A 24,538-nucleotide genomic window follows, 5' to 3' on the forward strand; every position below is an offset into this window, starting at 1 on the left:
ATGGCTCGTTCTTTTAAAGTCTTAGCGCCAACGGCAATCCTCGGGTATGGATTCCCGGAAGAGAGCTTCCGCAAAGCGATGGCAGAATCGCCCGATCTGATCGCCGTTGATGCAGGATCTTCCGATCCAGGTCCCCACTACCTCGGGGCAGGCAAACCGTTTACCGATCGCGCAGGAGTCAAGCGCGATCTGCGCTATATGATCACCGCAGGCGTGCAAAATAATATACCGGTGGTGATCGGAACGGCCGGCGGTTCTGGTGCCGCTCCACACCTGGAGTGGTGCCGAGAAATAATTCATGAGATTGCCCGGGAAGAGCGCCTCTCGTTCTCGATGGCGCTGATCCCGGCAGACGTTGACAAAGCCATCGTCCACCAGGCGCTGGATAACGGCAAAATCACGGCGCTGGATTTTGTCCCGCCGTTAACCCACGACGCGATTGACGAAAGTACGTATATCGTCGCGCAAATGGGCATCGAACCCTTCCAGCAGGCGCTGAAAGAAGGCGCGCAAGTGGTGCTGGGCGGGCGCGCTTACGACCCGGCCTGCTTTGCTGCGCTACCGATCATGCAAGGCTTTGATGAAGGTCTGGCGCTGCATTGTGGGAAAATCCTTGAATGCGCGGCAATCGCCGCAACGCCCGGCTCAGGCTCTGACTGTGCGATGGGCATCATTGATGACAACGGCTTTACGCTGAAGACATTTAATCCGAAGCGTAAATTTACCGAAACGTCAGCGGCTGCACACACACTGTATGAGAAATCCGATCCCTACTTCCTGCCAGGACCTGGCGGCGTGTTGAACCTGAAAGGCTGCACATTTAAAGCGGTCAATGACGGCGAAGTGTACGTCAGCGGTTCTAAGCATGAAGAAACGCCGTATGCCCTGAAACTGGAAGGTGCGCGACGGGTGGGCTTCCGCTGTCTGACCATCGCAGGAACGCGCGACCCGATCATGATCGCCGGGATCGATAAAATCATCGATGAAGTCAAAACCAGCGTTTCGCGTAACCTGTCGCTCGACGATGACAGCATTCGCATCAATTTCCACCTGTACGGCAAAAACGGGGTGATGGGCGACCATGAACCGATGCAAACTGCCGGGCATGAGCTGGGGATTGTCCTTGATGTAGTTGCACCGACCCAGGATATTGCCAATAGCGTTTGCTCGCTAGTGCGCTCTACCATGCTGCACTACGGCTATGAAAACCGCATCGCTACCGCAGGCAACCTGGCGTTCCCGTTCTCCCCTTCTGATATCCAGGGCGGGCCGGTATACGAATTTTCCATATATCACCTGATTGAAGCCAACGACGCTCTGCGTTTTGATTTCCATATTGAACAGGTGACGCCAGAAGGAGTTCAGGCATGAAACAGTCAATTGTCTCACTGGCGCAAGTCATTCGTTCGAAAAATGCCGGACCTTACGAACTGGTTTTAGATATTTTATTTAAAACGAAAGAAAACTATGAGCGAGTAAAATCATCAGGGCAATTAACCCCAGAACTGATTGCGCGCTTATATCATGTTGAACCTGACTTTATTCATCGTATTGTCTGGTTTGATCCTTCTAACGCAGTAAAAATTGTCATGCCACGAGATATTATCTCCGGGAATGTAGGTGACAATGATGTCTATGGCGCACAGCAACATGCACCTTTATTAAATATGAGTTTCGATTTGTAAAAATCCGAACACTTTTAGCCAACTGACATCCCGTCACTTATTGCAGTTCAACACTTCAGCTATTTGTAAGGTTGTAATAGCAGGTAGATGCCTGAATCTCTATTCAGGCATCCACTTCTCCTGATTCTGATTTATCGCCGTGCACCTGATGGAGGAAAAAATGAAGAAAATAAGTTTAACCACGATGATTCTTTTGGCGCTGGTACTTGGAATGATTATCGGCGTAGTGCTCAATAACACTGCTTCACCGGAAACAGCAAAACTCTATGCGCAAGAAATATCGATATTCACGACGATTTTCTTACGACTGATAAAAATGATTATCGCTCCGTTAGTGGTCTCTACCCTGGTGGTAGGTATTGCTAAAATGGGCGATGCCAAAGCCCTTGGTCGTATTTTTTCTAAAACACTCTTTTTATTTATTTGCGCCTCATTGCTGTCAATTGCCTTAGGCTTGATAACGGTAAATTTCTTCATGCCAGGCACAGGAATTAATTTTGTTGCACACGGTGCCGAAACCACCGGAGTGGTCGCGTCAGAACCCTTTACACTAAAAGTATTTATTTCGCATGCTTTCCCCACCAGCATTGTCGATGCCATGGCGCACAATGAAATTTTGCAAATCGTGGTGTTCTCAATTTTCCTCGGCTGTAGCCTGACGGCGATTGGTGAGAAAGGCAGCGCCATCGTTCACGCCTTAGATTCGCTGGCACATGCCATGTTAAAGCTCACTGGCTACGTCATGCTCTTCGCTCCCCTGACCGTATTCGCCGCTATTTCAGCATTGATTGCTGAACGAGGGCTGGCAGTTATGGTGAGCGCCGGGATCTTTATGGGTGAATTTTATTTCACCATGTTATTACTTTGGGTGCTGCTTATCGGTCTGGCCATCGTTTATGTCGGCCCATGCATCAGACGCCTGACCCGCGCCCTTTCAGAACCCGCCCTGCTGGCATTTACCACATCCAGTTCTGAAGCGGCTTTTCCGGGAACGCTTGAAAAACTGGAGCAATTTGGCGTTTCCCCCAAAATTGCCAGCTTTGTCTTACCCATTGGCTACTCATTTAATCTCGTTGGATCAATGGCCTACTGCTCCTTCGCCACAGTTTTCATCGCCCAGGCCTGCAATATCCATTTATCCATCGGTGAGCAAATCACCATGCTGTTGATCCTGATGTTGACCTCGAAAGGAATGGCTGGCGTACCACGCGCCTCAATGGTGGTTATCGCCGCCACGCTCAACCAGTTCAATATTCCGGAAGCGGGGCTGATCTTGCTGATGGGTGTTGATCCGTTCCTTGATATGGGGCGTTCCGCGACAAACGTCATGAGCAACGCAATGGGCGCTGCGATGGTGAGTCGGTGGGAAGGCGAACATTTCGGCGAGGGTTGTCGGGGTAAAGCATTAAAACCCAATGAATCGAACGTTGCTCTGCCCTGAGGGGGATCTTAAGCAATCAGAAGCCAATGACTACGCATTTTTATAAGCCGGATCATGAAGTTAGACGGCAATTAAGTAACACTAACGTTTAAGGTGAAAAGTGAAATATGTCCAAACCATTTATCTGGCAAGAACCGTTTCTACAAAATAAAGACGGTACAGAATATACATTAATTAGCGATCAACATATTACAGTAACGGAATTAGACGGCGAAGAAGTGATAAAAATCGCTCCTGAAGCATTAACGCTGCTTGCCCGGCAGGCATTTTATGAAGCCTCTTTTTTCTTACGTTCCGCTCATTTGCAACAGGTCGCCAGCATTCTTAACGATCCGCAGGCCAGTAGTAATGATAAATACGTTGCGTTGCAGTTATTACGTAATGCTGAAGTCTCAGCAAAAGGGGTATTACCCAACTGTCAGGATACCGGCACCGCAACTATTGTTGCCAGTAAAGGGCAACAGATATGGACGGGAGGTAACGACGCTGAAGCCTTAAGCAAAGGCATTTACAGTACTTTCCAGGAAAATAATCTGCGCTTTTCACAAAATGCGCCGCTGGATATGTATACCGAAGTCAATACGCAAACCAATCTCCCGGCGCAGATTGATATCAGCGCTGTCGCTGGTAATGAGTACCATTTTCTCTGTGTTAATAAAGGGGGCGGCTCCGCCAATAAAGCCGCGCTTTATCAGGAAACCAAATCCTTATTGCAACCAGAAAAACTGACCGCGTTTTTAATCGACAAAATGAAATCGTTGGGCACGGCCGCCTGCCCGCCCTACCACATCGCCTTTGTCGTCGGAGGGCTTTCAGCCGATCAAACCTTAAAAGTTGCCAAGCTGGCCTCTACGAAATATTACGACAATTTGCCCACCAGCGGAAACGAGCAGGGACAAGCATTCCGTGATATTGAGCTGGAAAAAGCGTTGCTCGAAGCCAGTCAGCAATTTGGTATTGGTGCGCAATTTGGGGGTAAATATTTCGCTCATGATATTCGCGTCATTCGTCTGCCGCGTCACGGTGGCTCCTGCCCGATAGCTATGGCGCTCTCCTGTTCTGCCGATCGCAATATCAAAGCAAAAATTAACAAGCACGGTATCTGGCTGGAAAAACTCGAACACAATCCGGGGCAATATATTCCAGCCTCATTGCGGGAAGAAAATCACGCGCAACATGTACACCTGGATCTAAACCGTCCGTTGCGTGACGTGATGCAGGATCTCGCCAGATTACCGGTAGGTACCCGCGTGTCGTTAAGTGGTCCCATCGTAGTGGCGCGCGATATCGCCCACGCAAAAATAAAAGCGCGGCTGGATAGCGGCGAATCGATGCCGGATTACCTGAAGCATCATATTGTCTATTACGCTGGCCCGGCGAAAACACCGGAGAACATGGCCTGCGGTTCACTGGGTCCAACCACGGGCGGTCGAATGGACGGTTATGTCGAAACCTTCCAGGCGGCTGGCGGCAGTCTGGTAATGTTATCGAAAGGTAACCGCAGCCAGCAGGTCACCGATGCCTGTCACAAACATGGCGGCTTCAATCTGGGAAGTATTGGCGGTGCAGCTGCGTTACTGGCGCAAGAATATGTCAAAAGTCTGCGTTGCCTGGAATACCCGGAGCTGGGTATGGAAGCGGTGTGGATGATGGAAGTGGAAAATCTGCCCGCATTCATCCTGGTCGATGATAAAGGCAATAATTTCTTTAGTCAGTTTGAGCAGCAACACCGCTGCGCCAGTTGCCCTGCGGGACATTAAGGAAAATGAATGGAAGCGCGAATTTCAACTGAACGGCATGTGCAGCGCCAGCAGAAATTGAAGGAACAGGTCGATACGCGCGTCGCGGCGGCGATAGAGAAAAAAGGGATCTTGATTGTTTTCACCGGCAACGGCAAAGGGAAATCCACTGCCGCGTTTGGTACTGTGACGCGCGCGGTGGGTCATGGCAAAACGGTGGGGGTTGCGCAGTACATCAAGGGGCAATGGGACAACGGCGAATACAACCTTCTCCAGCCGCTGGGGGTTGAGTTTCATATTATGGGAACCGGTTTTACCTGGGAGACTCAGAATCGGCAAGCGGATATCGACGCGGCGAAAGAAGTCTGGTCGGAAAGCAAACGGATGCTGGCTGACAAGCGTTACGACTTAGTGGTGCTTGATGAGCTGACCTATATGCTGGCTTACCATTATCTGGACACCGAAGAAGTGATCACTTCTCTGCAAAACCGCCCGGCACAACAAAGTGTCATTGTCACCGGACGCAGTTGCCACAGTCAGATATTAAAAATGGCGGATACGGTCAGCGAAATCCGCCCCGTCAAACATGCTTTTGATAACGGCATTCAGGCGCAGCCGGGTATCGACTGGTAATAACTGCGCCTGGCATCCCGCCAGGCGCAGGTTTTACATCTCCTGCGGTACGACCGATTTCGCCAGCAACCATTCACGAAATTGCTGCAAGTGCGGCGAGTCAGACTTCTCTTCCTGCCACGTCATAATAAAACGATTACCGGTACGAATAGGCACATCACAGGGAATCACCATATCGCCACTATCCAAATCATGTTGAATAGCGAACCGTGGTAACAGCGCCACGCCGAGATTAGAGCGCACGGCGGCAATCAGCATTGAAAGCAAATCGAAACGTGGTCCGTTATTGACCAGCGGACTGCTAACGCCAGATAGGGCAAACCACTCTTCCCAGCCAGTAATACGGGTGCTTTGATGCAGAAGTGGTAACTCAGTAAGCAGTTCTGCCACTGACAGTTTTTGATCGGACATTGCAAGCAAACTGCCGCTGCATACCGGCAAAATCTCCTCTTCAAAGAGATATTCTACTTCCGCCCAGGGCGCGCAAAAATTTTCGCGCATAATGACAGCATCGTACTCCCGATTAAGAAAATCGCCGTTATTAGCTAAAGAATGAATATTAACAATAATATCGGGATGTAACTTTGTGAATTCATGTAAATTTGGGATTAACCAGTGGGTACTAAACGTAGGATTAACGGCAAGTTCAATAACCTGAACCGTAGGCTGCCAGGTCATAATCGTATTGGTATCGCGTTCCAGCTTATTTAATGTTTCTTTTACTATCCCCAGGTAATACTTCCCTGCATCATTAAGAAAAATGCGTTTTTTAGAGTGTGAAAATAACGGAGTATGTAAAAATTCCTCCAGCGCACTTACTTGTCTGAATACAGCACTTTGGGTTAACGCTAACTCCTCTGCCGCTCTGGTATAGCTTTCATGACGTGCGACGACCTCAAAAGTCACCAGCAGCTCCGTTTTAGGTATTTTTCCTCGCATAATGCCGTCCGTGAAAAAATAACAATTCAAAAATTATTTTATAAAAAACAGTAGCACTAATGAATATCATAATTCAAATAAACAAACCAGTCAGCTATATGTCTAACCAGGAAAATAAAGTGACAATAATCCTAAAACAGGAATTTCACCTCAGTTATCCGCATGCAATACTTTAAAGCTATTATTGCAAGAATATTATTCATATACATGAATATACTCTAAATAAGTCAAGTTGCAGGAAGGGAACAAATAATGAATTTCCAGAAGCTTACATAAGTAAGTGACCTGGGTGAGCGAACATCGATGCAGCACATGCAACTTGAATTATGACAAGTATACAATGATAAATTTATATACCCTATGTTATATATTATCTATGTCCGGTTAGATTGAATGAGTCATAGCCTTAAAAGACTTCACAAAAGATAATTCCTCTTTAACAATAAGCCAGATTTACCACTTGTAAAACTTGCTATCGCCACATACACTACGCGCGTTTTCTTTCCCTTTTGCTGGCTGCTGACCGGAAAGACAAAATTACCCTCGCAATACAGGGGGTTGATTAACGTCTATATTTCAGGACAGCGTTATGCATCATCTTTCAAGGCTTGATAAAGCCTTTCTGCGCAAAGGGATCCAACTTTCCCGCGCCAACAATATTGTTTCATTATGTCGTCCATCAGGAGCCAGTGCCCGCGTACTGCTGCCGGACGAACTGCCGCTGGAAGAAAAAGCAGTAACACAACTGCTTGATTTTGCAGAAGTGAAGCTACCAGACCACCCAGGTTATGTGCGCCAGACGTGCGCGACGCCAGATTTTCATCCCGGCAATGGCGTCCCCGTTGGCGCGGTGGTGGCCTCAACGCCGGATTTAGTCATTCCTGCGGCCATCGGCACCGATATTTCTTGTGGCATGCGGCTGCTGACGACCGGATTAACCCTTGAGCAAGCCGAAGCGAATAAAGAAATAATCACTCAGCGGTTAACGCAAGTGCTACTGCAAAATGAGCGCGATGTTCCGTTATCCGCACAGGCGTTCACCGCGCTTTTTGATGGCGGACCGGCAGAGTGCGTGTCGACCTTGCCATCAGCAGGTCTCTGGACACGCACGAATATCCCCCGAATGGTACAAGAGATTGACCGCTGCATTGGGCTTAACGAGCATAACAGTCATTCGCGTTATGCCCCACCCGCCCTGCTGGCAACGGACCGCGCATTACTCCGCGATCCTTGTCTGGGTACGCCGGGTTCAGGTAATCATTTTATTGAACTTCAGGTCGTTGATAGCGTGGTTGATCGCCATGTGGCCTGGCAACAAGGGCTGAAAACAGGCGATATTGTGGTGATGATCCACAGTGGATCGCGAGATGTTGGCTTTTACGTCGGAAGACGCTGGATGGATCGCGCCCGTGCTGAATGGCCCACCGGACATAAACATCCACAAAGCGGGTTATATGGTCTGGCAGGCGGACTGGCGGAGGAATATCTACAAGCGATAGGAATGGCGGCGCGTTACGCGTGGTTAAATCGCGTGACAATTGCCGAAATGGTTCGCGTATGTTTTGCCGATTTATTTCATCAGGATGATTCACATCTGGTGGTGGATGTGCCGCATAATATCATCCTTCACGAGCATGATATGAATATTCATCGCAAAGGTGCAACACCGGCACGCGCGGGCGATCTGGCGTTAATCCCCGGTTCCATGGGTGATTATTCCTGGCTTGCGGTTGGTTGCGGCAACCCGGAGTGGCTGTGGTCTTGCAGTCACGGAGCAGGACGCAGCCAGCGTCGGCAGGCCATGCGCTCACGCGCGACTGAAGAGTCAACGCTGCCGTGGCAATGCGTCACATTGCGCGAAGAACGACGTCTTGAAGAAGCGCCAGCGGCTTATAAAGATATTGGTCCGGTTATCGAAGCTCAACAAGAAGCCGGATTAATTCAGCCAGCGGTCAGATTTCGACCGTGGTTAACGTTTAAGGGTTAACTGAAATGATAAATGGCCTGCGGTTCTCACGCAGGTCAAATCTGGTATCTGCGTAAGCTAACAAACTTGTTTATCAACAATCTCAGGCCATCCGAAGATGGCCTGAAATTATTGCCCCCCTTAGATACACTTTTAGCGCAATAATCAGCCAAGGCGGTAGCTAAATGTCCGTGACTGCCCTGGTAAAAATGCCCCCAGTTCCTTTAAATTATCTCTTTCCGCTGTGCTGATGCTTTCATCCATCATCGTTTGCGTACATGAAATCACCTCACGACTGAACGCGACAGTTGCCTCACAGGTTGTCGATTCTGCCGGATTAAACAGTCGCAATACCACTTCTTGCCGGTCTTCCGCTTTTTTAAGAGCGCTAATCAGGCATCCCACAGGTGGCATTTTCAGCAAGCTATAGCTTTCCGGCACATTGAATCCGGCTTTATTTAACTTCATCGCATCCCATGGGATTTTGTTGTAACACTGTACTGGCGTCAGCCATGCACGCGCCTGCTGGGCTACACCGGCGGTCGAAGGCGTACCTGTATAACTAAATAAGCTCAGACGGCAGCTAAAGGAGCCACGTAATTGTGAATCGGGCACCGGCATTTTTATTCCTGAAGGACGTCCAGGCCTTAAAAGCAGATCTTCTTTCCCCAGTAAGCCCACGCCACGCAGCAACGTAATGGCAAAGGTTTTCTTCTCTTCACCGATGACTTCAAATTCACGTAGCCCTTCGCTAAAGACAGCCAGACCGTTACGCCCTTCCTGTAAGGCAGCATAGTTGAGCATATTCCATACCGGAACCGGCGCTTCTTTCCAGCCTTCTTGCTGCCAGTTGTTCATTGCACTGTCGTTCACGGGGCGCGTTAGCGAACCAAACTGGGTATCGGCCAGAACACTGTCGGTGTTAAAAGGTGTAGGGACCAGGACGCGAAGGCGATGATCGTCAGCCTGGTTATCAAGGTTGATATCCACATCAATGCGCCTGCTGTTATCACTCAGAGTGACAGCCAACTCCACCCCTACTCTGCCAGTGGATTGTCTTGCGCTGCGTTCATGCAGATTACGCGGCACCGCCATGTCATAGCGGATAACAGCCCTACTCTGCCAGGCCTCATGAGTAATCTCGCATTGCGGTTTCGCGTTCGCCGAAGTAATTACCCACTCTTCTTTTGCGGGTGAATAGTCATATTCATCACCATCATCAGAGCTTTCTTCAATTTGCAACACCCGGTCATAGCGCACACCGCTGTCTTTATCTACCAGTTGTAGCGTTCCATCCTCATTGAGCGCAATTTGCCAGAAAGCATTTTCCAGTATCCCTTCAGCGTCACTTTTTGCCGCAATCACGTTGCCAGGCTGATTCGCTTCGATATAAAGCGTGCGATAGCCCATAGAAGGGACAATCTGGTTGATCTGAATATCAAACTCCATAAAGGGATCGTAATTACCGTAATGAACGATTTGCCGATCGATTAGGCCAGGATCGATCTCACGGGCATGGCGAATAAAATACGGTACAGGCTGACCGCGATCGTCTCGTAGATTAAACTGGCTGGCGCGCAGCCGCACAGTGGTGTTGATCACTTCTTCCCGCGGCCAGGGCATCAGGTTAAACAGCACGAGTTTGTCGGCATCACTCTGTGGCATGTTATCGGCAATTTTGCGCATGTAGAAACGCAGTAGATTATCCGCCATGTCTTCAGCCAGTTCGAAGCGGGCGACGATTTCGCGATGAACGTTGTCACTACAGCAGCAGCCGATGCTGTCGTGTGCATGATTTTTTAAGATCTCTTTCCACATTTTCTCCAGCAAGCCGTGGTGGTATTCAAAACCCAACGTCCAGGCCAGCGTTGCCAGCGGTTCCAGCAGATTAACAATCTTATTTTCAATACGCGCGTGGGCAATTTTGATATCCATACGCGTGGAACCGATGGTGCGATGCACGCGCATATATTTGCCATCGATAAATTCACCTTTCAGGGTCGCCAGATTATCTCGCTGCGCTTCAATCTGCTCGAATACCTCTTCAAAGCGGCTCATCACAAACTTTCGTTGAGGATAAATTTCGCGCAGTTTCTCCATCACTTCGAAGATATTTTGCTGCAATGGCATCTGATCATGCCCATTCGGCAGCAAAATCTCTTTGGTTACAGACGCTTTTTCCAGCACGTCAAAATAACTGTCGAGGCGTTTGCGTAATCCGTCTTCGTCGGCAGGTAAGTACTTACCGATGGCGTAGCCCAGCGGCAGCACCTGCGCCGTCACTTCGCTACCGTCACTGCTTTGCCACAAAAACTCGGTTTTATCCGTACCATGGCGCTCAGAACATCCACGCCAGAACATGGTGCGGGTAATGCCAAATCCATTGTAGATATGCGGCAGTTGCCCGGACATGCCAAAGGAATCTGGTAAATAACCTATTTTCATCGGCTCGCCAAACGCGAGGCAGTCACGCATTCCGTACATCAGATTACGGACGATGGATTCCGCAGAAACAATCGTGGTATCGGTCTGGGTATACCAGGGGCCGATAATCAACTTGCCTGCTTCTACCTGTTTCTTCACACGGTCTTTGTTTTCCGGTTTCACAGCGAAATAATCTTCGAGGATCGCCGTTTGCCCGTCGAGTACGTAATATTTGTATTCGTTGTCCTGTTCCAGTCGGCACAGGATCTCTTCCATATTATTGACCAGCAGAATGCGTGACTCTTCGGTGGTGAAATACCACTCCCGATCCCAGTGCATATGCGGGGTGATGTGAACGCGAGATACCGCTTTCATCGTCGTTTCCTTTTTGTTTATGGCATTACGCCATCAGTCAGAAAGTTGCCATGCTTAACCGCGTGACGCCGCCAGATCAGGAGAATTGCAGTCGAGATTGCAGCCCCCACCAATGCCGCACCAAACCAGCCAATTGCCGCCATAACACCGCCCGCGCCATTATCATGAAGTAAAAAGAGCGAGAAAATGCCGGCACCGGGTGTCGAAAGGCCGATATTCATCGCGCCGACAATAGCACCCGTTATCATAGATCCCAGCACAAACGAACCAATAACCCGCAGCGGATCTTCAATCGCCATCGGGATCGCCCCTTCGGTAATACCTGCCAGCCCTAACAGCCAGGTGGATTTCCCGGTCTCTATTTCAAACTCTTTAAACAGGCGCGGTGCGAGCATCGTGGAAGCGGTTACGGTAAATGCCGAAACCATTTTGACGGAGGCGAAAATGGCATACGGGCCGTAAACGCCGTTCGCCATTGCGCCCAGGCAGAATGCATAAGCGGCTTTGTTCACTGGCCCTCCAAGGTCAAAGGAACACATAAAACCGAGAATGGCACCCAGCAACAGCGCGTTACTTCCTGACAGACCGTTCAGCCAGGCGGTAAGCGAGTTATTGATCCAGGCGACAGGTTCCCCCACCACAAACAGCACCAGACTGCCCGCTCCCAACGTACCGAGCACCGGGTAGAGATAAAAAGTCAGGAATCCATTGAATTTACTGCTAAGACGCAAGTGATTTTTTACCCAGCGCATCAGATAACCGGCTATCAATCCGCCAACGACCGCGCCGAGAAACCCGGAACCGATCATATTGGCGGCAAGCCCTGCCGCAAAGCCTGGCGCTAACGCCGGTTTATCTGCCAGTGAATAGGCGGTATAGGCCGCGAGCACCGGCACCATCAAAATCCCGAGCATCCCGCCGCCCAGCTTGCGGTACATCCACAGCCAGGAGTTTTCTTCATTAAACAAATCTTGTAGCCCGAAGATTTGCGACAGTAATACCGCAACCGCCAGCACCGTGCCCCCCGCGACAATCAACGGCACGGCGAAAGAGATCCCGCTTAACAGCGCCTGTTTCAGCTCAGTTTTGACACTTTTCACCGGTTGCGTATCTTGCTGTACGGTACGAGTCTCATCGCTACGCTTGAGGGTAAGCGCTTGTTGGATCAACGCTTCTGCATGGCGAATCGGCTCGGCAACAGGCACTGAAAGCGCGGGAATGCCGTTAAAACGCTCACTCTCCTTGATGGCGACTTCAGCCGCAAAAATACAGGCGGTTGCACTATTGAGTTGCTCCGCCGTTAAACGCCCTTCAATGCCGTTAGCGCCTTGCTTTTCAACGTAGACATTCACGCCGAGTTTGCGTCCGGCTTTTTCCAGATATTCCGCAGCCATATAGGTGTGAGCAATACCCGCCGGGCAGGCCGTTACGCAGACGATAGTTGGCGCGTTGGAAAAAGAAGCTGAGGGTTGCGTGCCTCCCTTGTCATCCAGCGCCGAGAGCAATTCATCAGGCGTCGTCGCCGACTGTATACGCGCCCGTATCTCATCATCCGCCAGGCGCGTGGTCAGCGCTGTCAGCAGTTGCATGTGCGTAGTACCCGCTTCATTGGGGGGAATCGCCAGCAACACCACTAAATCAACCGCTTCCGGGCCATCCACGCCTTCCCACTGAAGCGGCTCGCTGAGTATGGCGACCGCAAACGCCGCTTCTTTTACCGCAGCAGTTTTGCCATGCGGCACAGCCAGCCCTTCACCTAAGGCGGTCGGGCCAAGGCTTTCACGGCGATACACTTCTTCCAGAAATTGCTCAGTACTGGAAATTTTCCCCAGAGCAGCAAGACGTTGAGTCAACGCGTGGATGGCCTCTTCACGGCTGGTAAAGCGCGCATTCAGGCACAGCGCATCGCGGTGGGTCAGAGTCGTCAGGTTCATCATGATCCTCACTTGATCGTTTTTATAGTCGCGCCAGTGTGCCCGACAAACAAATACTATTATGTGATCAATTTCACTTGATTGAGATTATTTGTATTATATTTGTATTATTTACAGAATGAATTTATCGGGCATAATGACAAAATTCGTATTAATGAGATGCTAAATAATGGGACGGAAACCCTTATACCGACAGATTGCTGATCGCATTCGTGAGCAGATTGCACGTGGCGAGCTTAAACCTGGCGATGCGTTACCCACTGAATCAGCACTACAAACAGAGTTTGGCGTCAGCCGGGTTACGGTGCGTCAGGCTTTGCGCCAGCTAGTCGAGCAACAGATCCTCGAAAGCATTCAGGGCAGCGGGACTTACGTCAAAGAAGAGCGGGTCAATTACGATATTTTTCAGTTAACCAGTTTTGATGAAAAACTGTCGGACCGTCACGTCGATACACACAGTGAAGTTCTGATATTTGAAGTGATTCCGGCTGACGATTTTCTTCAGCAACAGCTACAAATCACCGCGCAGGATCGTGTGTGGCATGTGAAGCGCGTGCGCTATCGCAAGCAAAAGCCAATGGCGCTGGAAGAAACCTGGATGCCGCTTGCGTTGTTCCCGGATCTCACCTGGCAGGTCATGGAAAATTCGAAATATCACTTTATTGAAGAAGTGAAGAAAATGGTTATCGATCGTAGCGAACAGGAAATCATTCCTCTGATGCCAACTGAAGAGATGAGCCGTCTGCTTAATATCAGCCAGACTAAGCCGATTCTTGAAAAAGTATCGCGTGGATATTTAGTTGATGGCCGGGTGTTTGAATATAGCCGCAACGCTTTTAATACCGATGACTATAAATTTACCCTGATAGCGCAGCGAAAATCATCGCGATAAGCATAAAAAAGGCCATCATATGATGGCCAACCATGTCGAAACCGACAGCCCTTCGCCATTCCTGTAAAGGGAAGCGGCGAGGGCTATTTCTTATTACAGATATTTATTTCAGAACAGTTTTCAGTGCTTCACCGATATCCGCCAGGCTGCGAACGGTTTTCACGCCTGCGGCTTCCAGAGCTGCGAATTTCTCATCCGCAGTCCCTTTCCCACCGGCAATGATGGCACCCGCGTGGCCCATACGTTTGCCTTTCGGCGCAGTCACACCAGCGATGTAACCCACAACTGGCTTGGTAACATGCTCTTTGATGTACGCAGCCGCTTCTTCTTCAGCGCTACCGCCGATCTCACCGATCATCACGATCGCTTCGGTCTGCGGATCTTTTTCGAACATTTCGAGGATGTCGATAAAGTTAGAGCCAGGGATCGGGTCGCCGCCGATACCGACACAGGTCGACTGACCGAAACCGTAATCCGTGGTCTGTTTAACCGCTTCATAGGTGAGTGTACCGGAACGGGAAACGATACCCACTTTACCCGGTTTGTGAATGTGACCCGGCTGGATGCCGATTTTACATTCACCCGGAGTGATAACGCCTGGGCAGTTCGGGCCGATCATGCGTACGCCAGCTTCGTCCAGTTTCACTTTCACGGTCAGCATATCCAGCGTCGGGATGCCTTCAGTGATGGTGATAATCAGTTTGATGCCTGCATCGATGGCTTCCAGAATGGAGTCTTTGCAGAACGGTGCTGGTACGTAGATAACAGAAGCGGTAGCGCCAGTAGCAGCAACGGCTTCACGCACGGTGTTGAACACCGGCAGGCCGAGGTGGGTAGTACCGCCTTTACCTGGGGTTACGCCGCCAACCATTTTGGTGCCGTATGCAATGGCCTGTTCAGAGTGGAAAGTCCCCTGGCTACCGGTAAAGCCCTGGCAGATAACCTTGGTGTTTTTATCAATTAAAATGGACATTATTTCCCCTCCACTGCGGCAACAACCTGCTGAGCTGCATCCGTCAGACCTTTTGCTGCAATAATATTCAGGCCGCTGTCAGCCAGTTTCTTCGCGCCGAGTTCGGCGTTGTTACCTTCCAGACGTACCACGACCGGTACGTTAACACCCACTTCCGCTACCGCGCCGATGATACCGTCAGCGATCAGGTCGCAACGAACGATACCGCCGAAGATGTTAACCAGAACGGCTTTCACTTTGTCGTCAGAGAGGATGATTTTAAATGCTTCGGTTACACGTTCTTTGGTTGCGCCACCGCCAACGTCCAGGAAGTTAGCCGGTTCGCCGCCGTGCAGTTTAACGATGTCCATGGTGCCCATCGCCAGACCTGCGCCGTTAACCATACAACCGATGTTACCGTCCAGCGCAACGTAGTTCAGTTCCCACTGTGCAGCCTGTGCTTCACGTGGATCTTCCTGCGACTGGTCGCGCATTTCGCGCAGATCAGGCTGGCGGAACAGTGCGTTGCCATCAGCACCCAGTTTACCGTCGAGGCAGATCAGATCGCCCTGTTTGGTAATAACCAGCGGGTTAATTTCGATAAGAGCAAGGTCGCGCTCAAGGAAAATGGTCGCCAGACCCATGAAAATTTTGGTGAACTGTTGAACCAGTTTACCTTCCAGGCCCAGTTTGAACGCCAGCTCGCGTCCCTGATACGGCATCGGGCCAGTCAGCGGATCAAGCGCAACTTTGTGGATCAGGTGCGGAGTTTCTTCCGCCACTTTTTCGATTTCCACGCCGCCTTCAGTGGAGGCCATAAAGACCACGCGACGGGAACTACGGTCTACAACGGCACCAAGATACAGCTCTTTAGCGATATCGGTCGCTGCTTCAACCAGAATCTGGTTAACCGGTTGGCCATTAGCATCTGTTTGATACGTTACCAGACGCTTGCCCAGCCAGTTTTCTGCAAAAGCACGGATGTCTTCTTTGCTGTTTACAACTTTCACACCGCCCGCTTTACCGCGGCCACCAGCGTGAACCTGACATTTCACTACCCACGGACCGGCACCGATTTTTGAAGCGGCTTCTTCTGCTTCGCGCGGAGTAGTACAGGCATAACCCACCGGTGCTGGTAAGCCATAGCGGGCAAACAGTTGTTTTGCCTGATATTCATGTAAGTTCATGTGTTCTGTCCATCCTTCAGTAATCGTTATCTTTTAAACCGTAGACCGAATATTTCGTATCGCTTCCGGGTATTGTCGGTCACCCGTAGGCCTGATAAGACGCGCAAGCGTCGCATCAGGCATCGCTTGTCGGATGCGGCGCGAGCGCCTTATCCGACCTACATCGGTGCTTCCCGTAGGCCTGATAAGACGCGTTAAGCGTCGCATCAGGCTTCAATTGCCGGAGAAAGCGATAATGCCTCATCCGGTCTACAGTGCAGGTGAAACTTAAACTACTACACGTCCAGCAGCAGACGCGTCGGATCTTCCAGCAACTCTTTGATCGTTACCAGGAAGCCCACGGACTCGCGACCATCGATCAGACGGTGATCGTAGGACAGCGCCAGGTACATCATCGGCAGGATCTCAACCTGACCATTCACTGCCATCGGACGATCTTTGATAGCGTGCATACCCAGAATTGCGCTCTGCGGCGGGTTGATGATAGGCGTAGACATCAGGGAACCGAACACACCACCGTTGGTGATGGTGAAGTTACCACCGGTCAGATCTTCAACCGTCAGCTTGCCGTCACGGCCTTTAACTGCCAGCTCTTTAATTTTCTTCTCGATGTCTGCCATGCCGAGGGTATCCACATCACGCAGAACCGGCGTCACCAGGCCGCGCGGCGTAGATACCGCCATGCTGACGTCGAAATAGTTGTGGTAAACCACATCATCGCCGTCGATAGAAGCATTCACTTCCGGATAACGTTTCAGGGCTTCAACCACCGCTTTCACGTAGAAGGACATAAAGCCCAGACGGATGCCGTGACGTTTTTCAAACGCTTCACCGTACTGCTTACGCAGATCCATAATCGGCTTCATGTTGACTTCGTTGAACGTGGTCAGCATGGCGGTGGAGTTTTTCGCTTCCAGCAGACGCTCTGCCACACGCTTACGCAGGCGAGTCATCGGGACACGTTTTTCGCTACGTGCAGCCAGAGCCGGTTGCGCCGCGGGAGCCGCAGCTGCTGGTGCAGACTCTTTCGCCGGGGCTTTCGCCAGATGTTTTTCCACATCTTCACGGGTCAGACGACCACCTACACCGGTGCCTTTAATGGCGCTGGCATCAAGATTGTGTTCAGCCAAAAGGCGACGGATCGCCGGGCTTAACGCATCGTTGTTTTGCTCTTCCAGAGACGCTTGTTGCCGTTGTGCCGGAGTGGACGCTTTCTCTTCAGCTTTAGCGCTGGTTTCTTTCCCGGCGCTGTTGCCTTCACGCAGGCGACCAAGGATCTGACGAGACGTTACGGTTGTACCTTCATCTTCCAGAACCGCATCCAGAATGCCGTCTGCTGATGCCGGTACTTCCAGTACCACTTTGTCAGTTTCGATTTCTACCAGCACTTCATCACGTACGACTGCGTCGCCGGGTTTTTTATGCCAGGTTGCGACGGTGGCATCGGCTACGGATTCAGGCAGGTCAGGGACCAGAATATCTACGCTACTCATTGTGTATCCTTTATTTATTCGACGTTCAGCGCGTCATTAACCAGATCTTGTTGCTGTTTCTGGTGAACGGACATATACCCTACCGCCGGAGAGGCGGAGGCCGGGCGGCCTGCATAACGCAGAGAAGCCCCAAACGGAATCACTTCACGGAAATGATGCTGGCTGCAGTACCATGCGCCCTGGTTGAGCGGCTCTTCCTGGCACCAGACAAAATCCTTGACGTGAGCAAACTGCTGCAACACTTCCTGCATCGCTTTATGCGGGAACGGGTAGAGTTGCTCGATACGCACAATGGCGACATCGTGTTGATTGTTCTTACGGCGTTGTTCCAACAGGTCGTAATAAACCTTACCAGAACACATCACTACGCGCTTCACACCCTTAGGATCAAGCTCGTCGATTTCACCAATGGCAGGCAGGAAGGTGCCGTTCGCCAGTTCTTCGAGGCTGGAAACCGCCAGCGGATGACGCAGCAGGGATTTCGGCGACATCACCACCAGCGGACGACGCATCCCGCGCAGCGCCTGACGACGCAGCATGTGGTAAACCTGTGCCGGGGTAGACGGTACGCACACCTGCATGTTTTGTTCAGCACAAAGTTGCAGATAACGTTCCAGACGCGCGGAGGAGTGCTCCGGCCCCTGCCCTTCGTAACCGTGCGGCAGCAACATCACCAGGCCACACATCCGGCCCCATTTTTGTTCGCCAGAGGAGATGAACTGGTCGATAACCACCTGCGCACCGTTAGCGAAGTCACCAAACTGCGCTTCCCAGATGGTCAGCGTGCGCGGCTCTGCGGTGGCATAACCGTATTCAAACGCCAGCACTGCTTCTTCAGACAGTACGGAGTCCCAGACGCGGAACGCGCCCTGACCATTATGGATATGTTGCAGCGGCGTGTAAGTGGAACCGTTGGACTGGTTGTGGATCACCGCATGACGATGGAAGAAGGTACCGCGACCGGAGTCTTCACCCGACAGGCGGACCGGAATGCCTTCATCAACCAACGTGGCGTAAGCGAGGTTTTCCGCGCCGCCCCAGTCGAACAGTTTCTCACCGGCAGCCATTGCCTGGCGATCGCCATAAATCTTGGCAACGCGAGACTGCATTTCAACCGCTTCCGGCACCGTACTGATACGTTTCGCCAGTTCCTGCAGCCGCTTCATCTCAACTTTGTTCGGGTACTCTTCGTCCCATTCGTGGTTGAGGTACGGCGACCAGGTGAAAGAGTGCATGTTCATCGGACGCCACTCTGCTACCACGCAATCGCCAGCATCCAGCGCATCGCGGTACAGGTTAACCATCTCAGTGGCATCTTCCAGCGTCGCGACTTTTTCCTGCTCCAGCTTGTCAGCGTAGATTTTGCGCGGCGTCGGATGTTTTTTGATTTTCTGATACATCAGCGGCTGAGTTGCACTCGGCTCGTCGGCTTCGTTGTGGCCGTGACGGCGGTAGCACACCAGGTCGATGAAGACATCACGTTTAAAGGTGTTACGGAAATCGAGCGCCAGACGGGTCACAAAGGCAACGGCTTCCGGATCATCCGCATTAACGTGGAAAATCGGTGCCTGTACCATCTTACCGATATCAGTACAGTACGGCGTAGAACGGGCATCCAGCGGGTTAGAGGTGGTGAAGCCAACCTGGTTGTTGATAACGATACGTACCGTACCGCCAACTTCATAACCACGCGCTTTCGACATGTTCAGAGTTTCCTGAACCACGCCCTGCCCGGTCACTGCAGCATCACCGTGGATGGTGATTGGCAGCACTTTGTTGCTGCTCGGCTCATCGAGTCTGTCCAGACGGGCGCGAACAGAACCGATAACTACCGGGCTTACAATCTCAAGGTGAGACGGGTTAAACGCCAGCGCCAGGTGAACCAGGCCGCCATCGGTCTGGAAGTCAGACGAGAAGCCCATGTGGTATTTCACGTCGCCCGTGCCGAGGTGTTCTTTATGTTTACCGGCAAACTCGTCGAACAAGTCTTGCGGTTTTTTACCCAGCACGTTAACCAGCACGTTCAGACGACCACGGTGCGCCATCCCAAGAACCACTTCACGGGTGCCGCTGTTGCCAGCATGGCGGATCATCTCTTTAAGCATCGGGATTAACGCGTCACCACCTTCCAGCGAGAAGCGTTTTGCGCCTGGGAATTTTGCGCCGAGGTAACGTTCAAGGCCTTCAGCGGCGGTCAGTTCGCTTAAGAAGCGTTTTTTCTCTTCGCTATTGAAAGTCGCGCGACCAGACTCGATACGCTGTTGGATCCAGCGTTTTTCTTCGGTGCTGGTAATGTGCATGTACTCGGCACCAATCGGGCCGCAGTAGGTTTGCTTGAGGGCTTCCAGCAGCTCGCCGAGTTTCATGGTTTCTTTGCCGCTGGCAAATGAACCGACGTTGAAGGTCTCCTGGAAGTCTGCTTCGGTCAGATCGTGGAAAGACGGATCCAGATCGGCCACTTTCTCTTGCTGCCACAGTCCCAGCGGATCGAGATTCGCATGCTGGTGACCGCGGAAGCGGTATGCGTTAATGAGCTGCAGGACTTTAACCTGCTTCACATTGGTGTCAGGGTCGGAGATCGTTGAAGAGTAACGTGAAGCGTCTTTCGCCAGGCGGCGGAAATATTCACGCGTTTGAGAGTGGAATTGATCCGGTTTGACTCCCGTACCAGGTAACTGCTGGAACGTCGAACGCCAGTTAGCGTCAACCGAGTCAGGATCGGTTAAGAAGTCTTCATAGAGCTGTTCTATCCAGCTCTGGTTTGCGCCAGAGAGGTAAGAAGAGTCCAACCAGGCTTTCAAAGCGCTGTTCTGCATCGTGATCCCTTAAGCATCTTTTTTATGCTTACTTCGCCGTGGATACTACCACGCACAGTGATGTGCGTGCCGGGGTTCACTTGCGAGCTCTTGTCTACGTAGTGGCTCGCGAAGGAACCTTTAAAAACTGTCTTAGTGTCAGGGGCAGTTTTTAAAGATTTCCTGCATTTCTTTTGTAGGCCGGATAAGGCGTTCACGTCGCATCCGGCCCTGGTTGCCTGATGCGACGCTTGCGCGTCTTATCAGGCCTGGAATTTACGCATTACGCTGCAACAACATCGACTTGATATGGCCGATAGCGCGCGTCGGGTTCAGCCCTTTCGGACATACACTGACGCAGTTCATGATGCTGTGACAGCGGAATACACTGAATGCATCGCTCAAACCGTCGAGGCGGCTGTCAGTCTCGGTATCACGGCTATCGATCAGGAAACGATATGCCGCTAACAAGCCTGCCGGGCCGATAAACTTATCGGGATTCCACCAGAAAGACGGACAAGAGGTTGAACAACATGCGCAGAGAATACATTCATACAGCCCGTCGAGTTTTTCGCGCTGCTCTGGCATCTGTAAATGCTCGCGAGCTGGCGGATTTTGTCCATTATTCAACAGGTAAGGCTTAATTTTCTCATATTGCGCATAGAATTGTCCCATGTCTACCACCAAATCGCGGATCACCGGTAAACCTGGCAGCGGGCGAATCACAATCTTCTTGCCCGACTGGTTGAGTGCCGAAATCGGGGTAATACAGGCCAGACCATTCTTGCCATTCATGTTCAGACCGTCGGAACCGCACACACCTTCACGGCAGGAGCGGCGGAACGACAGGCTGGGATCTTTCTCTTTCAACTGGATAAGCGCATCCAGCAGCATCATGTCGCGACCTTCTTCCGCTTCCAGGGTGTAATCCTGCATACGCGGAGCATCATCAACATCCGGGTTATAGCGATAAATTGAAAACTCGAGTCTCATTTTCCTGTCTCCGCATTAGTAAGTACGAATCTTCGGCGGGAATGCCGGGCGCAGTTTCGGTTCCATGTTGACGCTTCGGCGCGTCATGGATTCCGACTCTGGCAGATACAGGGAGTGGCACAGCCAGTTTTCATCATCACGATCCGGGAAGTCGAAGCGGCTATGCGCGCCACGGCTTTCGGTACGGAAGTTGGCAGAAACAGCCGTTGCATACGCCGTTTCCATCAGGTTATCCAGTTCCAGGCATTCAACGCGCTGGGTGTTGAACTCGCTGGAAGTGTCATCCAGACGGGCATTTTTCAAACGCTCGCGGATCACTTTCAACTGCTCAAGCCCTTTTGCCATCGCATCACCTTCACGGAAGACCGAGAAGTTATGCTGCATACATTCTTGCAGTGCTTTACGAATCGCCACTGGATCTTCACCATTACGGTTGTTGTTCCAGCGATTCAGACGATCCAGAGACGCTTCAACATCAGACTCGCTGGCATCGCGCAGTGCGCCCTGCTCGGCAATAGACTCTTGCAGATGCAGGCCCGCTGCGCGACCAAAGACCACCAGGTCCAGCAGCGAGTTGCCGCCAAGACGGTTAGCACCGTGTACCGATACACAAGCGATTTCACCTACCGCGAACAGCCCCGGAACAACCACATCTTCGCCTTTCTCGTTCACCGTCAGCGCCTGACCGGTCACTTTGGTCGGAATACCGCCCATCATGTAGTGACAGGTTGGGATAACCGGAATCGGCTCTTTCACCGGATCGACGTGTGCGAAGGTACGGGAGAGTTCAAGGATACCCGGCAGACGGGATTCGAGAACTTCTTTACCCAGGTGGTCGAGTTTCAGTTTTGCATGTGGCCCCCACGGACCATCACAGCCGCGACCTTCACGGATTTCGATCATGATGGAACGCGCCACCACGTCACGGCCCGCCAGGTCTTTGGCGTTCGGCGCATAACGCTCCATAAAGCGTTCGCCATGTTTGTTCAGCAGATAACCGCCTTCACCACGGCAACCTTCGGTGACCAGTACGCCCGCACCTGCTATACCGGTCGGGTGGAACTGCCACATTTCCATATCCTGCACAGGTACACCTGCACGGATAGCCATACCGACGCCGTCGCCGGTGTTAATGTGCGCGTTGGTGGTGGACTGATAAATACGCCCTGCCCCGCCGGTTGCCAGCACAGTCGCACGGGCTTTGAAGTAAACCACTTCACCGGTTTCGATGCACAGTGCGGTACAACCAACTACCGCGCCATCCTGGTTCTTCACCAGATCCAGCGCATACCACTCGGAGAAAATGGTGGTGTGGTTTTTCAGGTTCTGCTGATAAAGCGTGTGCAACAGTGCGTGACCGGTACGGTCAGCTGCCGCCGCAGTACGTGCCGCTTGCTCGCCACCGAAGTTTTTCGACTGGCCGCCAAACGGACGTTGATAGATACGACCATCATCAAGACGCGAGAACGGTAGCCCCATGTGTTCCAGTTCCAGAATCGCTTCCGGCCCGGTTTTACACATATATTCAATCGCGTCCTGGTCACCGATATAGTCCGACCCTTTTACGGTGTCGTACATATGCCATTCCCAGTTATCTTCATGGGTATTACCCAGCGCAACGGTAATGCCGCCTTGCGCAGAAACGGTATGGGAACGGGTCGGGAAGACTTTGGAGAGCAGCGCACAGGTTTGGCCGCTCTGGGAAATTTGCAGCGCCGCGCGCATACCTGCGCCACCGGCACCAATCACAACTGCATCAAATTCTCTGACTGGCAATTTCATCACACACCCCACACCACAACGAATCCATAAATCACGTAAACCACCAGTGCAACGACAATCACCAGTTGCAGCATCAGGCGCAAGGCCAGCGGTTTAACGTAGTCGGTCAACACCTGCCACATGCCGATCCAGGCATGGATCAAGATAGAAAACAGCGCCAGCAGGGTGAACACTTTGGTGAACGCAGAGGCGAAGAAACCAATCCAGACTTCATATGTCAGCTCGCCACTGGTAGCGAAAAAACCGACCATATAAATGATGTAAAGCGTCAGGACGATAGCGGTAGCGCGAACGAGGATGAAATCATGTACGCCATTGCGTCCTAATGCGGAGGCGTTGCTTACCATACGAGGACTCCTGCGAGAAGTGAAAGCACGACAGTAATAACAAAGGAGATTTTGGCGGAGCGTTTACCCGCTTCGAATGTTTCTTCCAGATAGCCAAAATCCATCATCATGTGGCGAATACCTACGACGACGTGATACGCCAGAGCGGTAAGGATGCCCCACATGATAAATTTGACGAAGAAGCTGCCCATAATCGCGGAAGCTTGCTCGAAACCTTCAGGGGAAGAGAGGCTGGTACCCAGAAGCCACAGCAGGATGCCCACTGCAACAAAGGTGATCACACCGGAAACGCGATGGAGAATGGACGCTATCGCCGTGACGGGGAACCGGATGGTCTGTAGGTCCAGATTAACAGGTCTTTGTTTTTTCACATTTCTTATCATGAATAACGCCCACATGCTGTTCTTATTATTCCCTGGGGACTACGGGCACAGAGGTTAACTTTCTGTTACCTGGAGACGTCGGGATTTCCTTCCTCCGGTCTGCTTGCGGGTCAGACAGCGTCCTTTCTATAACTGCGCGTCATGCAAAACACTGCTTCCAGATGCGAAAACGACACGTTACAACGCTGGGTGGCTCGGGATTGCAGGGTGTTCCGGAGACCTGGCGGCAGTATAGGCTGTTCACAAAATCATTACAATTAACCTACATATAGTTTGTCGGGTTTTATCCCGAACAGTGATCTGGGTCACGATAACAACATTTATTTAATTTTTAATCATCTAATTTGACAATCATTCAACAAAGTTGTTACAAACATCACTAGGAAAAGCATATAATGCGTAAAAGTTATGAAGTCAGTATTTCACCTAAGATTAACTTATGTAACAGTGTGGAAGTATTGACCAATTCATTCGGGACAGTTATTAGTGGTAGACAAGTTTAATAATTCGGATTGCTAAGTACTTGATTCGCCATTTATTCGTCATCAATGGATCCTTTACCTGCAAGCGCCCAGAGC

At 51.2% G+C, this 24,538-nt stretch carries 19 protein-coding genes; 8 read left to right on the forward strand and 11 right to left on the reverse strand.

All coding sequences use genetic code 11. The features are described from left to right. The 5 genes from FQ015_RS23395 to cobO all read left to right on the forward strand — a co-directional run bounded on the left by FQ015_RS23395 (position 1) and on the right by cobO (position 5,498). Positions 1-1,371, forward strand: a complete 1,371-nt coding sequence (locus FQ015_RS23395) for an acyclic terpene utilization AtuA family protein (RefSeq protein WP_000124249.1) — start codon at positions 1-3, stop codon at positions 1,369-1,371. Further along, complete coding sequence (locus tag FQ015_RS23400; protein ID WP_000813947.1) at positions 1,368-1,685, forward strand: DUF4387 domain-containing protein; 318 nt, start codon at positions 1,368-1,370, stop codon at positions 1,683-1,685. Before FQ015_RS23395 ends, FQ015_RS23400 begins: the two co-directional genes overlap by 4 nt. Before the next feature lie 160 nt (positions 1,686-1,845). Next, a complete protein-coding gene (locus FQ015_RS23405) occupies positions 1,846-3,126 on the forward strand; it encodes a dicarboxylate/amino acid:cation symporter (protein WP_000724204.1) in 1,281 nt (426 codons plus the stop codon). A gap of 107 nt (positions 3,127-3,233) precedes the next feature. Continuing rightward, positions 3,234-4,886, forward strand: a complete 1,653-nt coding sequence (locus FQ015_RS23410; protein WP_105272137.1) for a class I fumarate hydratase — start codon at positions 3,234-3,236, stop codon at positions 4,884-4,886. Between the two features lie 9 nt (positions 4,887-4,895). Then, complete coding sequence (gene cobO / locus FQ015_RS23415; protein ID WP_000388210.1) at positions 4,896-5,498, forward strand: cob(I)yrinic acid a,c-diamide adenosyltransferase; 603 nt, start codon at positions 4,896-4,898, stop codon at positions 5,496-5,498. 33 nt (positions 5,499-5,531) lie between these two features. Here the strand turns inward: cobO and FQ015_RS23420 are convergent, their stop codons facing one another. Then, a complete protein-coding gene (locus tag FQ015_RS23420; RefSeq protein ID WP_001214260.1) occupies positions 5,532-6,437 on the reverse strand; it encodes a LysR substrate-binding domain-containing protein in 906 nt (301 codons plus the stop codon). 589 nt (positions 6,438-7,026) lie between these two features. Between FQ015_RS23420 and FQ015_RS23425 the strand changes: the two genes are divergently transcribed. Beyond that, entirely contained in the window at positions 7,027-8,424 is a 1,398-nt protein-coding gene (locus FQ015_RS23425) for an RtcB family protein (protein ID WP_160524560.1), read from the forward strand. A 144-nt stretch (positions 8,425-8,568) separates the two neighbouring features. Here the strand turns inward: FQ015_RS23425 and mngB are convergent, their stop codons facing one another. Further along, the gene (gene mngB / locus FQ015_RS23430; RefSeq protein ID WP_160524561.1) at positions 8,569-11,202 is read right to left on the reverse strand and encodes a mannosylglycerate hydrolase; all 2,634 of its coding nucleotides are present in this window, start codon (positions 11,200-11,202) and stop codon (positions 8,569-8,571) included. 17 nt (positions 11,203-11,219) lie between these two features. Next, positions 11,220-13,136 carry a PTS 2-O-a-mannosyl-D-glycerate transporter subunit IIABC gene (mngA, locus tag FQ015_RS23435; protein ID WP_202385165.1) on the reverse strand — a complete coding sequence of 639 codons (1,917 nt, stop codon included), beginning with the start codon at positions 13,134-13,136 and terminating at the stop codon, positions 11,220-11,222. A 169-nt stretch (positions 13,137-13,305) separates the two neighbouring features. Between mngA and mngR the strand changes: the two genes are divergently transcribed. Next, the gene (mngR, locus tag FQ015_RS23440) at positions 13,306-14,028 is read left to right on the forward strand and encodes a mannosyl-D-glycerate transport/metabolism system transcriptional repressor MngR (protein WP_160524562.1); all 723 of its coding nucleotides are present in this window, start codon (positions 13,306-13,308) and stop codon (positions 14,026-14,028) included. A 103-nt stretch (positions 14,029-14,131) separates the two neighbouring features. On the opposite strand, the gene sucD is transcribed toward mngR, so the two are convergent. The 8 genes from sucD to sdhC all read right to left on the reverse strand — a co-directional run bounded on the left by sucD (position 14,132) and on the right by sdhC (position 23,975). Beyond that, positions 14,132-15,001 carry a succinate--CoA ligase subunit alpha gene (gene sucD / locus FQ015_RS23445; protein ID WP_000025458.1) on the reverse strand — a complete coding sequence of 290 codons (870 nt, stop codon included), beginning with the start codon at positions 14,999-15,001 and terminating at the stop codon, positions 14,132-14,134. Continuing rightward, positions 15,001-16,167, reverse strand: coding sequence for an ADP-forming succinate--CoA ligase subunit beta (gene sucC / locus FQ015_RS23450; RefSeq protein ID WP_001048602.1), 1,167 nt, complete (start codon positions 16,165-16,167; stop codon positions 15,001-15,003). The genes sucD and sucC overlap by 1 nt, the downstream gene beginning before the upstream one ends. A 275-nt stretch (positions 16,168-16,442) precedes the next feature. Continuing rightward, entirely contained in the window at positions 16,443-17,660 is a 1,218-nt protein-coding gene (gene odhB / locus FQ015_RS23455; RefSeq protein ID WP_160524563.1) for a 2-oxoglutarate dehydrogenase complex dihydrolipoyllysine-residue succinyltransferase, read from the reverse strand. Between the two features lie 14 nt (positions 17,661-17,674). After that, on the reverse strand, positions 17,675-20,476 hold the full coding sequence (gene sucA / locus FQ015_RS23460; protein ID WP_001181487.1) for a 2-oxoglutarate dehydrogenase E1 component: 2,802 nt from the start codon (positions 20,474-20,476) through the stop codon (positions 17,675-17,677). 255 nt (positions 20,477-20,731) lie between these two features. Further along, positions 20,732-21,448, reverse strand: coding sequence for a succinate dehydrogenase iron-sulfur subunit SdhB (sdhB, locus tag FQ015_RS23465; RefSeq protein ID WP_097496115.1), 717 nt, complete (start codon positions 21,446-21,448; stop codon positions 20,732-20,734). Between the two features lie 15 nt (positions 21,449-21,463). Then, positions 21,464-23,230: a succinate dehydrogenase flavoprotein subunit gene (gene sdhA / locus FQ015_RS23470; protein ID WP_000775540.1), complete on the reverse strand. Its 1,767-nt coding sequence runs from the start codon at positions 23,228-23,230 to the stop codon at positions 21,464-21,466. Further along, on the reverse strand, positions 23,230-23,577 hold the full coding sequence (gene sdhD / locus FQ015_RS23475; RefSeq protein ID WP_000254365.1) for a succinate dehydrogenase membrane anchor subunit: 348 nt from the start codon (positions 23,575-23,577) through the stop codon (positions 23,230-23,232). Before sdhD ends, sdhA begins: the two co-directional genes overlap by 1 nt. After that, entirely contained in the window at positions 23,571-23,975 is a 405-nt protein-coding gene (gene sdhC / locus FQ015_RS23480) for a succinate dehydrogenase cytochrome b556 subunit (protein WP_000263355.1), read from the reverse strand. Before sdhC ends, sdhD begins: the two co-directional genes overlap by 7 nt. Before the next feature lie 380 nt (positions 23,976-24,355). On the opposite strand from sdhC, the gene FQ015_RS23485 reads away from it, so the two are divergent. Continuing rightward, a complete protein-coding gene (locus tag FQ015_RS23485) occupies positions 24,356-24,463 on the forward strand; it encodes a hypothetical protein (RefSeq protein WP_123057340.1) in 108 nt (35 codons plus the stop codon). The last annotated feature ends 75 nt before the right edge of the window (positions 24,464-24,538 follow it).

It is taken from the genome of Escherichia sp. HH26CH (genome assembly GCF_009820205.1).
Taxonomy (GTDB): domain Bacteria; phylum Pseudomonadota; class Gammaproteobacteria; order Enterobacterales; family Enterobacteriaceae; genus Escherichia; species Escherichia coli_F.